A 10,475-nucleotide genomic window follows, 5' to 3' on the forward strand; every position below is an offset into this window, starting at 1 on the left:
AAACACCATCTAAAGTCCTTCTCATCATTCCAAATTAGCCTTTCACAAATCAGCTGAATAGACGATAAATATGGATGTACCGGATACGAATACTGCTGCTGCATTTTTTCTTTTGAGATATACACTCCAAGCGTCCTAAATTTGCATCTTTTGAGCGTCTCATTTGGGTTAAATAGGGTCAGACTCCATTTTTCACAGATACAACTCTGCATGATATGACTACAGAATGGATTGTTGAATAGGCCCTGCCTCTCCAATAGGAAACCCTCGGTTCTCACTTTTCCGAGGCAGAAGCAGAATTAAGCGATATGTTTCTTTGCACTTTCCTCTTGTTAGGTTGACGCTCCCATTAACAGAGTAATAACTGCAATTACAGAGCTGATAACTGAGGTAATTACATATCCTCTCCAGGTATTACATGCTATTCGATTAGAATAGGCAAACGAATAAGCTTCCTCGTATGCAGCGATTGCCTCTGGATCATCTGTGAGGCTGTTGATGTAAGCGACCCTGTTTGCTGGGAGGGATTTTGAACCAGTGTTTACAAATATGGCGGACAGTGTACCCAGTATCACAGCTCCAAAGAAGCCGGCATTATCTGCATCTTTGGATCCGTGATAATTTCCTAGAGCCATTGCATCGTACATAGTAAAGCCTGCCAGCATACTTCCCGTTAGAAGAGTTACCAAAAGCACTACCGAAAGAGCTTTTTTCACTTTGAACCTCCTTATGCTCTAGAACTTCCCGGCTCATCTGTGCCATGTTTTGGAGGGTTAGGTAATTAGACGGGATTTTCAGGATTAAACGCCTAGAAATCAAAACATTTTAGTTGATGTGGAAATAGATGTCAGCATCAAATCTGCAGTAGTCGTCATAACCATCCCAATTAGTTTCTACCCATCCATAATCAGTATTGTCAATGACGACCCGGTAAGTTCCTCCAGGTGACATTGCACTGGAATAGAATGTGTAATTGCCTGTGTAGACTGTGAAGTGGTCAACAACACTCACCACATTCGAATTAACGAAGTTATTGAACTGAGTCTGAGTCATTATCCATACTTCAAACCCATAACTGGGAGCTTTAGAGCAACTTACAACGATCTTGACATTATCGCAGTTGTAACCTGGGTAGAGCAAATAGGAATAGGTGTAATAATGCTCCGAAAGAATATAATGTTGCCAGTAATCCTTAAGAACCCATTGCCCAAGGTCTACAGGAGGAGTAACTATGCAGCCTGATAGTATGATACTAACAACGATAAGTAATCCAAGAAGTACCTTAATCCCTTTACGCAAGATTAACACCCCCCTAGTTCTATTGAAATTCTGAATCTTATGTTAAGCAATTGTTTGATGTCTATCAAGTTAAATCATATCACCGATACTTCAAATTACTAATGTCGTCAATATAGTGTCGTTGGATTAAGACTTCAGCAGAGTGGATTTCTGAAATAGAAGGGGCTTCTGCCTTTTCCATATTGAATTCAGTGTAAGAAAGGCTTTAGTTTAATTTTGAGAAATAGGATTGCAAAATGGCATTGTATCAATTGCACGGCTTGGATTCTAAACGTTCTAAAAGAGGCGTTTTGTTGAAGAAATTTGACCTTGCTCTCGAAGTGCAGAGGTCATTGATTAGAATGTATGTGGTTGTCTTGGCAAAAGAAGAAAACAAAAACGGCGCCCTCTGCCTGCTCCGCCCACGGGGACACCCCATGCAAAAATATTATGACACCATGGTTTACTTGAGTTCAGTTCTAAGTTTATCGTCAGAAGCGGGATGCTGAAACAAGTTCAGATTAAAGGAACGGATCAGATTCCTAGTTCTGCAGACGGATCTGCGTAAACTGTATAATAAGCTTTCTAAATGGGTCTGGAAGGGCTATTATAAAGCGAGCTTGGAGGAAAATGATCTACTATCGATCCGACAATAAGTACAAAGAATTATCAAGCAATACACACATCAGATAAGTTTTTTGGACGAGGGCTAATAGTGTTATTCATTCGATGAAAGAGCGATCATTCAATCTGCAAAACTGCAAAGAGCGAAGGCGCGAACCAGGGAGATTTCACAGGACTACCAAGATACGATATTGAACACAATACTCCTGTACAAATTATTCGACAAAACCAGAGATCCCTAGATAGAGCGATGATATAATCTCATTGAAAGGGGGCGATCTAATGGACATACGTCAGCTCCTGAGAAAGGAAATAGAGACCATACCCGATACTCTCGTAGAAGAAATCCTTCGGTTTGTGAAGGCATTGAAAGAAAGGAGTCTGCCTGCCTTAAGTCGTGAGCTGCTGGATGCTTCGGAGTCGGCTCTTGCCAGGGACTGGCTAAGGGAAGAAGAGGATATAGCGTGGAAAAACCTGTAAAGGGTGATGTTGTGGTAATTCCCTTCCCTTTCTCTGATCTCACCGGAGCTAAAAAGCGACCTGCGTTAGTTATCGCGGATGACGGCGGCGATGATGTCATAATGTGTCGGATCACAAGACTGTCAACGTGGTCTTCAGCAGCGAACAACAGATCTTCTTCCCAACAAATCGGAGAATAGCTCGCAAACGTCATCCGGTTGATTCTTCTAGATCACACAAGTCTATTAGCAGAACTTCTTTCGGCATGTTCGCTTTGAAACCTGACTTGCTTATAATAACCGGTACTTTGATCCTCTTGTCAGGGATGTACTGCATCTTCTCTATTAGCACTTCTGCTACTTCAGGTCCAACCGGGTCCTTTCTCCATTTGCACTCGAATACCAGGATTCTGTCACTCGACTCCCCTATGAGATCTATCTCATACGTCTTGTCCCTGGTGCCAGGAATTTTGCCCCAATGTTTGCCGACTCTCTCGGGCAATAAAGGGATTTTTTCGGCCCTGTAGAGATCGGGGATGAGTGATTTCACGATTGATTCAAATGCTCTGCCAATGTATTCTCCAAGATTCTCAATAGTATATGACAGGGCCTGTTCGGAATCGAATTCGACGGTGTTCTGCCTTGAGTAGATATACTTCATCCAGAATGAAAGGAAGTTATCTTTAATAGTGTATCTCAGACCGCGTTTCGATTTTGAAAGGAGGTTTTCTACCCTGCCGATAATTCCGTAGTTGTTTGTGAGCTCAGAAAGGTATTTCATGGCCTTTGTGCGTTCCATACCCGTTCTGTCGACAATCTCCCCGACATCTCTATCAAAGTAACCGACTGCCTCGAGTATCGAGAAGTAGCCCGGATGCTCCGTTCCAAACTCACCAATGAGAAGATTCTTGCCCTCCTCCCGAAGGGGCGCGAACCTGTCAAAGAAGAGTTCTCGAATCTTCTTGTCGAAAGAAGCCTTTTCTTCTAGAAGCCACAAATATTGGGGAATACCACCGAGTATCGAATACCACTCTACAGCCTCTTCAAATGAATAGCCGAAACTTCGTATCATCTCCAAAGCATCCCTGAAGCGGAACTGTTTCAGCTCAACTTTGTGATCGCACCTTCCGAAGAGTGGTGCCTTCTGGTCCAGAAAGATTCGCTTCATCATCCCCGCATATGATCCACAAAGAATCAGTAATCCTCTTCCTGAATTCTCGTCCCAAACTTTCTGTAGGATCGAAAAGACCGACTGATCGACTCTCATGAAGTTCTGAAACTCGTCGAAGATCACAACTTCTTGAAGCCGAAACAATGCCCTGAAGAAACCTTCCCAGTTGTCAAAGCTTCCTTCGAATATCTGTGAAGAGAAGTCTTTCAGCAAAGTCTCCGAGGAGCGAGTATCTACAAAGAAGTATCGCGCATTCGGGTAAACCTTCTTCAAAAGGGCAGTTTTGCCGATCCTCCTCCGCCCGAAGAGTGCGACCATCTTCTTTGACTTTCGCTTCGTGAGCCCCTCGAAAAAAGCGATTTCATCGTCACGATCAAAGAATTCCATCTTTGCCTCCAATTTGTATACTGGTCAGTAACTTACTGTATAGTATACAATTTTCGCAGTAGAATTGACAAGAATTCCCTTGACACACCAACTTCATCAACCCAAACTATACCCCTTTCATCATTGAATAACAGAAACTCCCTTTTTCCAGACTCACAGTCTTTGAGAAGACAAATGCAGGATGCAGACACCCATGAGTCATTCGACTCGATGCCGCCCAGGTCCGAGAGGCAACCCGAAGACGTGAGATGCTCATTCGCTACTGGATCATGTCTATAGGCATCGGGATATTAGAGAGACTAATAGAGGAGATATACACCAGAGAAAAGACAGAGAACATCAAAGTCGAATAACCGGAGTAACCGGGTATAACCAGACTCCTTTTTTCCGTACAAGACATGATGAATCTCGATAGTGATGGAATCGTAATACCGAGACTCGAGAAAGTGCTTGTAGACTTGTTCTCAGGTGAGCCCGTTCTTGAGCCGTTTGGTGGTGCCGAAATGGACAGGGTTTTCTGAAATGCCTTCGATACGTATGCACTAAACGTAGATACCATATTGAGATATGCTGCAAGGAGAGGAAAAAGACAGGAAATGGTGGAGTATCTAACCTCACAGAAGTTGACATGATAATTTAAGGAGGTATTGGATGGGAATAATCGGGACATTATCATCATCTAATACACATCGTTTGAAAGCTATTTCGAACCCTTCGCCCTCACTAATTATTTGCTTTGCCTCATTTTTTCTTCGCAGATTTATCTGATACAGCTTAATGAGTTCTACAGCTGAAGCCTAAGGCACATTTTTTCTATTTCTCCTGCGAGAAATATATGACTTTATCCATGAGTATTTCCTCATAGGCGGCACTTACGGCCAGTTTTGGGTCTATGTAAGCTCTGAAGGCTACAAAAAGCTCGTTGTAGGTGATCCTCTCATAATTGGATTCAGGCACTACGGCGCAGTAATCCTCGTTATCCGGGTTAGCTTTGGCTATCTTCCAAACATAAAAAAGGTCGGCATTCGGGTCGTCTGGAAGGAACCGCTTTGCGCTTCCCTTAAGGCCTAGCTTGCTTTCCTCGCTCATTTGGCTGTTCACACTCAAGAAACCGAGCATAATCCTCGATTGCAGGGGTAGCAGATCTTTCACGATATCGCCGGTGTAGAGTATAAAGCTCGAGTAGATGGATTTCCCGGTAAGGGAGTGTATTGGGCCATAGACGATAACGAAATCTTCGCCAGACTCAGAGAGCTCAAAGGTGTCGGTACGGAAGTAAACGGTATCCCTGGTTTCGCCGAATACATCCGTTGTTGTCTGTATGCCGTGATAGCTCTCTTCGAACCACCTGTAGCTCTTCAGCTCGCTGAACTGCAGACTTTCGTACTCCTTTAGGATGGCCTCACGCAACCTATCCATCGTCTTGGCCAGTTCGAGTTCGGAGGTATCGCCCGTAGCCCTTACCCTGAGAGGCGGAATCGGGAATGGATCGCTCTTGAGATCTTCCGGGGGCGTTACTCTGAAGACCCAGCCTCTGAAATTGCTTTGATAAGGTGGCTTCACGAGTATCTCTTTGTAGCCGACGAGCGGTGGATCGCTGGTATAAAACTCTCTATCGGCTTCATTTTCGAAGAAAGCTGTTCTGAAAAGGAAGGTCAGCTCGTCATCATCATGTTCCAGCCCAAGTCTCAACAGGGCTGAAGGAAGTACTTCCGTGTTTACTATTCCAACATCGAAGCCGGCTCTGGCTATTTCTGCTCTCAAAACGGCGTCGGTATTCCTGTCTGGTGTGTTGATTATTATTGTTGGAGCGTTGAAGTCCGTGCCTTCCGTATCTTCCTCTATTGACTCGCCCGTGTTTATAGTGGAAATATTGATAGTGTCCCCGAGGTTCCCGAATATCCTGTGAAATGCATCTTTATAGAATCTACCGGCTAAAAAGGTCTGGTAACTGAAATAAACCATAGGTGGCGGCGTCCAGCCGAGATAGATAATTGCCTCGTTCTCTTTCAGTTTGTAGGTCCAGGGGTACTTGTTGGGAGTCATCTGACCCGGCCTTCGGGAATAAGGTAGACGGCGTACGGAGAATCGGCATTGTTGCAAAAACAGCTGGGCAGTATATAGTTCCCGAACAGGTCGGCCGGATTAAACAGGTACAGGCTACCTTCCTGAACTGTGAAACCCTGGCTCTCCAGTAGTTTTTTGAAGTGTTCGACGCTTTCCTGTGTGAAGCAGTTATCGCTGGAAAAAAGAACTACGGCCAAGGACAAGATCAAAAGAATTGAGATCTTTCTCATTTTCCTACCTCCTCGGTTATTGAATTCTATTTCATTTGCTTGTGGAAAGCTCTTTTATTGGACACAAGATTATACAGTGCGTTATATGGGTGTCTAGCATTTTAAATAGTGTGAATAACATCATAGCCTTTATCATGGAAGGCTTCATTAGACTCGGGTTCAAAAGCAACTCAGATTACTCTATCTGAAATCCCGGGTAAGGGTTCTTCTGCAAATCCGGAGAAGGACTGAAATTAACAGGGTCAGACTCCATTCTTGACTAAGACGAGAAACGAGAAATCGAATGCAAAAAAACTGTGAGGAAATTCTTATACACAAAAAGAAAAAAACGGAGCCTATTTCCTGCTCCGCCCACGGGGACACCTTCATGCGAAGAGATTATATCACTAGGGCTTGCTTGAGTTCAATTCTAAGTATATCGTTAAAAGCTAGATGCTGAAACGAGCATGACGAAATTAAGAGGGGTCCGGAGTCTGGGGTCTAGAGTCTAGCAAGAGTGATATCCCGTATAGGAACATTACGGGATGATAGCTCTTCCAAAAAGAGTTGTTGTAAGCATCCAGGAGCCAGTCTGCTAACGCAGGTCAGTTAGGCTTTGCCTGGCCAGACTCGCCTTCCCGTGGGCGCAGTAAACGTCTCGACAACGCACTTTTTCGGTTGCTATTTTCGGCGAACGGGTCCTTGCTCTTGAACGGTCAACGGATAACGACCATTACAGCGCTCAGCGGGTCCTTGATTTTAAGCGTAAAGCGGTTCTTATACTTGCAACCGCTCTACACAGGAATGAATTCACAGGATCGGACATTAATGCAATAGATAATGAAGTCCAGAAGGATCGGAAACAACTTCCGATACCGGAAGTAACTTCCGCCCCCGGAAGCACTCATTCTTAACTGCGGAGTTGGCTAATTGTCAGAGACTCACACCCTTCCCAACTTAGTGGCCCTTAACCAAAAGTGAGGAACGAGATTCTGAAACGAGTTCAGACGAAGTATGGCGTTGGCATGAGTAATCAGAGATTACAGTCATTTCTTGCATCGGGTCATTCTGAGATGAACCTGCTCAGAATCTCGCTCTTCTCGTGAAAGGGCGAACTCTCCACAATGTTCATTCTCGTCTTCTCTCGATCGAGTATCAAACATTAAACCAATAAAACGGAGTTCTGAAGGACCGTTAATTCTATTTTGGTAGATTCAATTATGATTCACTACGCGAACGCTGTTTCCTTAATTTATTACACTCCAGGAAAAACGATTACAAAACGAGAAAATCATTTACGAAAGCCCTTTGTGCGGGGAATATCGTTACGATAGATTCGTTTAGGTTCTTGCCGGAATAATCGGGACTTCTTCTTTCCATATTCACAATGTTACTCCCATGCTCATCGCCGATCCCGAACCAGCCTTTTGTGAGTGCTGGACCGGAGCAATGATATAGAGAGATTAGCCAGGCTTATGAATCGAAAAACAAATTCTCGAGACGGCAGTTTTCACAAGTGAATATTAATTCGTTTAAGATGGAAAAACTGCTATATTGATCATATGAGCGTGTTGCACTACCTGCCGTATATTTCCTTAGTCTTCACGTGCTTACTTTAAGTGTGAAGCCTCACTAATGGAGGTGAGGTAATGAAGAGAGCGGTATTTCTGACACTCTGCGCTATATTGCTGGCGGCATTTGGGCTGGCAGGAAGTGGGTAATTCGTACTGGTAGTAAAGGGCAGCTTCACAATGGGCGAAACCTGGGGCGATGGATACGACAATGAAAAACCCGCACACAAAGTGACCCTCACCTACAACTTTTATATAGGAAAGTATGAGACTACATTCGACGAGTACGATGCTTTCTGTGCTGCTACCGGAAAAAGAAGTCCCAGTGATAGCGGCTGGGGAAGGGGAAAGAGACCGGTTATCAACGTCAGCTGGAATGATGCCACAGCCTACTGCAACAGGTTGAGCGAAATGGAGAATCTCCCGAAGGCATACTATGAAAACGGCAGTTTTCTAGACAAAGACGGGATAATAACTTCAGATCCTTCCAGGGTTGTCGGCTATAGGCTGCCCACAGAGGCCGAGTGGGAGTATGCTGCGCGTGGCGGGAAGGTAAGCAAGGGGTTCAGGTATTCGGGAAGCAACAACGCAGATGAGGTCGCCTGGTACTCACACAATTCTGGAGATGAGCTTCTTGAAGGCCCGCTTAGCGGAGAAGATGGCTTGAAAGCCATTACGGAAAACAACTGCAGATCTCACGAGGACGGTACAAAAGCCCCCAACGAACTAGGACTCTATGATATGTCTGGAAATGTATGGGAGTTTTGCTCGGACTGGTATTCTGAGTATTCCGATTCCGAGCAGACGAATCCGTACAATGGCAGTGGTTCTTTCTTGGTGTTTCGTGGTGGAAGTTGGTTTGATATCGAGATTGCCGTTCGAGTCGCTATTCGGAGCGGAAACGTGCGTACCTTCAGATATTATTATTTGGGTTTTCGGGTTTGCAGGACAGCCTTCTGAGTTTGCTCTCCTGAAGATTTTTGAGTTAAGATTAGCTGAGGCAAGTAAACCCAGGGTAGAGGCAGGCGAAACCTGCTCCCCTCTTTTGCGGAGATCGAATATTAAACTAGATCTTTCAGATAAGTTTGCTCGATGTTTTATGACCGAGTCTAAGCGAAAACCGGAGGTTGACACCGGACAGATACTCAAACTATCATATAAGTGAATTCTTGTGAATTAAGGATATACTAGTTCTTCCGGTGCGGATCGTTGCAGTAATATCCTGAGGTTTTCGTGAGAGATCGCTTGCCTCGATCAAGAAATATGTTTTGATTATCAGGAGTCGTTCAATAGAATGAAGGTGTTCTTTGTCTCCGATACACACTTTGACCACAAGAACATAATCGCGTATACCAATCGACCCTTTCCCGATGCGGAAACGATGAATCAGAAACTAATAGACCGTTGGAACGAGACAGTCGCGGAGGGCGATCTTGTGTATTTTCTCGGTGATTTCTGCATGAGACCAAAACAGAATGCCAGGAGATTTCGTAGTCTTCTGAATGGTTCAATCATACTGATAAAAGGAAATCATGATGGAAAGGCTGCGATTTACCTTGAAGCCGGATTTCTTGAAGTTCACAAGAGGCTTGTCATTGAACATCCCGAACGAAATGATGTTAAGATTCTTCTTACTCATAGAGCTCAGCCCAATCCAGGAGCAGATATAGCCCTGAACATCCACGGACACATCCATGACTCTGCATTGTCAGGCGAGAACTATACAGGAAGGTACTTCAACGTTTCCGTAGAAAACATTGGATACAGACCTGTTGAGTTAAGAAGATTGCTGGAACTAGCAGGTATCTGAGGGTTTGGTTAGATGCTGGAGCCGAAAAGCCGGCTGCATTGCAAGAAATTCACGGATAGAGCCGAGTCATATTAGTATCTCAAATACTGCTATTTAGTAGGTGATATACTGATTACTCCTTGCCGGTTTGTTTATGAAGTAAGAAAAAACAGCTGGAGACGGATAGAGCCTGTCCCGCTTCCAGCTGTGTGTCTTGCAACTTGCATCTTGGAACTTGCAACTAGTCTTTCGCTCTAATTCTTCAACGCAGTATTCTTAACGTTTCGGTGATTTTGCGGCGGGACACCGATTTGCCCGCCTAAAACTCAACACGCTCAATAGTACCAATCGATGTTTGCAGGATTGGATTCGTCTACAATCGAAATTTCCCAAAGTGCCGCAAGCATGCGTTCACACTCCTCAGAGGCGCGTAGCTCAAGACGTTCCCAGGGGGCCTCTGTTCCCAGTTCATCGTAAGCGATCGCCAGAGCCCCATAGAGAGCGAGCCCTATACAGTGCCTCGCAGCATGAATAGTCGATACGCTTTGAGCAATCGCTCTCGCCGCTATGTGAGCAATGTGATTTCCTTCGGCCTCTCTTGCAGCCTCATGGCACCGAAGTATTTTCTTTTTCGCCTGCTGCAATTTGATTTTGCCGTTTAGCCATTGTCTCGCGGAATCCAGCGCAAATTTTGGACGTAAGTCGTCCGGACAATACTTCAACCACAGAGGCAGAATAACTCGCTCAGAGTAATCGATCGCCCAGTTTACAAGCGTTATCTTGCTCTGAGTTTCGATTTGTCTCATGAGCAGCTTAATATACGGAGCATTAAAGTCGTTGAGCATCTTTCGCAATCTCGGCATACTCTTCCTCCATTAGTGATGTACGTTATTTTTTATAGCATCATTCTGCGATCTCTGC

General features: G+C 44.6%; 11 protein-coding genes and 2 pseudogenes. 6 read left to right on the forward strand and 7 right to left on the reverse strand.

Annotated features, from left to right (window positions below; genetic code table 11):
• From BG32_RS15895 to BG32_RS13535, 3 genes are all read right to left on the reverse strand, one after another.
• Nucleotides 1-257: hypothetical protein (locus BG32_RS15895; RefSeq protein WP_220660343.1), on the reverse strand; the 257-nt coding region annotated here is incomplete at its 3' end.
• Between the two features lie 75 nt (nucleotides 258-332).
• Nucleotides 333-716: a hypothetical protein gene (locus BG32_RS13530; RefSeq protein ID WP_006490316.1), complete on the reverse strand. Its 384-nt coding sequence runs from the start codon at nucleotides 714-716 to the stop codon at nucleotides 333-335.
• A 109-nt stretch (nucleotides 717-825) separates the two neighbouring features.
• Complete coding sequence (locus tag BG32_RS13535; protein ID WP_121526977.1) at nucleotides 826-1,299, reverse strand: hypothetical protein; 474 nt, start codon at nucleotides 1,297-1,299, stop codon at nucleotides 826-828.
• A gap of 293 nt (nucleotides 1,300-1,592) precedes the next feature.
• On the opposite strand from BG32_RS13535, the gene BG32_RS15445 reads away from it, so the two are divergent.
• The 3 genes and pseudogenes from BG32_RS15445 to BG32_RS17235 all read left to right on the forward strand — a co-directional run.
• Complete coding sequence (locus BG32_RS15445; RefSeq protein ID WP_039882570.1) at nucleotides 1,593-1,787, forward strand: hypothetical protein; 195 nt, start codon at nucleotides 1,593-1,595, stop codon at nucleotides 1,785-1,787.
• 397 nt (nucleotides 1,788-2,184) lie between these two features.
• Nucleotides 2,185-2,382, forward strand: coding sequence for a hypothetical protein (locus BG32_RS13540; protein WP_121526978.1), 198 nt, complete (start codon nucleotides 2,185-2,187; stop codon nucleotides 2,380-2,382).
• Nucleotides 2,367-2,498: pseudogene (locus BG32_RS17235) on the forward strand (type II toxin-antitoxin system PemK/MazF family toxin); the annotation flags it as partial. The gene BG32_RS13540 and the pseudogene BG32_RS17235, both read left to right, overlap by 16 nt.
• Nucleotides 2,499-2,571: 73 nt before the next feature.
• Here the strand turns inward: BG32_RS17235 and BG32_RS13550 are convergent.
• On the reverse strand, nucleotides 2,572-3,918 hold the full coding sequence (locus tag BG32_RS13550) for an ATP-binding protein (RefSeq protein WP_121526979.1): 1,347 nt from the start codon (nucleotides 3,916-3,918) through the stop codon (nucleotides 2,572-2,574).
• Nucleotides 3,919-4,451: 533 nt separating this feature from the next.
• Between BG32_RS13550 and BG32_RS17240 the strand changes: the two are divergent.
• Nucleotides 4,452-4,550 (forward strand): annotated as a pseudogene (locus tag BG32_RS17240) (hypothetical protein); the annotation flags it as partial.
• Nucleotides 4,551-4,731: 181 nt separating this feature from the next.
• Here the strand turns inward: BG32_RS17240 and BG32_RS13555 are convergent.
• Both BG32_RS13555 and BG32_RS16810 read right to left on the reverse strand, forming a co-directional pair.
• The gene (locus tag BG32_RS13555) at nucleotides 4,732-5,964 is read right to left on the reverse strand and encodes a hypothetical protein (RefSeq protein ID WP_259459752.1); all 1,233 of its coding nucleotides are present in this window, start codon (nucleotides 5,962-5,964) and stop codon (nucleotides 4,732-4,734) included.
• The gene (locus BG32_RS16810) at nucleotides 5,961-6,215 is read right to left on the reverse strand and encodes a hypothetical protein (RefSeq protein ID WP_259459753.1); all 255 of its coding nucleotides are present in this window, start codon (nucleotides 6,213-6,215) and stop codon (nucleotides 5,961-5,963) included. The genes BG32_RS13555 and BG32_RS16810 overlap by 4 nt, the downstream gene beginning before the upstream one ends.
• A gap of 1,730 nt (nucleotides 6,216-7,945) precedes the next feature.
• Between BG32_RS16810 and BG32_RS13560 the strand changes: the two genes are divergently transcribed.
• Nucleotides 7,946-8,725, forward strand: coding sequence for an SUMF1/EgtB/PvdO family nonheme iron enzyme (locus tag BG32_RS13560; RefSeq protein WP_121526980.1), 780 nt, complete (start codon nucleotides 7,946-7,948; stop codon nucleotides 8,723-8,725).
• 334 nt (nucleotides 8,726-9,059) lie between these two features.
• Complete coding sequence (locus tag BG32_RS13565; RefSeq protein ID WP_121526981.1) at nucleotides 9,060-9,575, forward strand: metallophosphoesterase family protein; 516 nt, start codon at nucleotides 9,060-9,062, stop codon at nucleotides 9,573-9,575.
• Between the two features lie 314 nt (nucleotides 9,576-9,889).
• On the opposite strand, the gene BG32_RS13570 is transcribed toward BG32_RS13565, so the two are convergent.
• On the reverse strand, nucleotides 9,890-10,417 hold the full coding sequence (locus tag BG32_RS13570) for a putative immunity protein (RefSeq protein WP_006490330.1): 528 nt from the start codon (nucleotides 10,415-10,417) through the stop codon (nucleotides 9,890-9,892).
• Nucleotides 10,418-10,475: the final 58 nt, after the last annotated feature.

It is taken from the genome of Mesotoga sp. HF07.pep.5.2.highcov (assembly GCF_003666285.1).
In the GTDB taxonomy this organism is placed as follows: domain Bacteria; phylum Thermotogota; class Thermotogae; order Petrotogales; family Kosmotogaceae; genus Mesotoga; species Mesotoga prima.

Bases quoted from the DNA above. Each gene is read 5' to 3' on its own strand.
- BG32_RS13540 (WP_121526978.1), top strand. From the start codon at position 2,185: ATGGACATACGTCAGCTCCTGAGAAAGGAAATAGAGACCATACCCGAT.
- BG32_RS13550 (WP_121526979.1), bottom strand. From the start codon at position 3,918: ATGGAATTCTTTGATCGTGACGATGAAATCGCTTTTTTCGAGGGGCTC.
- BG32_RS13555 (WP_259459752.1), bottom strand. From the start codon at position 5,964: ATGACTCCCAACAAGTACCCCTGGACCTACAAACTGAAAGAGAACGAG.
- BG32_RS16810 (WP_259459753.1), bottom strand. From the start codon at position 6,215: ATGAGAAAGATCTCAATTCTTTTGATCTTGTCCTTGGCCGTAGTTCTT.
- BG32_RS13560 (WP_121526980.1), top strand. From the start codon at position 7,946: ATGGGCGAAACCTGGGGCGATGGATACGACAATGAAAAACCCGCACAC.
- BG32_RS13565 (WP_121526981.1), top strand. From the start codon at position 9,060: ATGAAGGTGTTCTTTGTCTCCGATACACACTTTGACCACAAGAACATA.
- BG32_RS13570 (WP_006490330.1), bottom strand. From the start codon at position 10,417: ATGCCGAGATTGCGAAAGATGCTCAACGACTTTAATGCTCCGTATATT.